This window comes from Micromonospora sp. URMC 107, assembly GCF_051386315.1.
GTDB lineage: Bacteria > Actinomycetota > Actinomycetes > Mycobacteriales > Micromonosporaceae > Micromonospora.
In genome coordinates, this window is sequence record NZ_JBPQTK010000334.1 from 1 (window position 1) to 278 (window position 278).

Consider the following 278-nt stretch of genomic DNA (forward strand, 5'->3'; position numbering starts at 1 on the left):
ATGGCGGTGCTGTTCCTGCTGCTGGCCTGGCTCGCCGGTTCCCGCCTGCAACGCTGGTTCAGCGCCCGGCCGAGCCGCCTGGCGGTCCTGACCGCGGTCGCGTTCATCGTCGCCGGCGCCTTCACGTTCCTCTACTGGGACGTGCGGCTGCTCGCCCGCCGCGAGATCATCCCGTGGTACCCGACGGCCCCCTGGGCCTGAGCCGCGCCGTAGAGCGGGTTGCCGCTCTCGGCGGCGTCGCGGAACATCTGCCGGAACAGCGCGAAGGGCCGGCCGAT

Annotated in this window: 1 pseudogene; it reads left to right on the forward strand. The window is 72.7% G+C overall.

The features are described 5' to 3' along the window. Positions 1-201: pseudogene (locus tag ACSNN9_RS28755) on the forward strand (hypothetical protein); the annotation flags it as partial. Between the last annotated feature and the right edge of the window lie 77 nt (positions 202-278).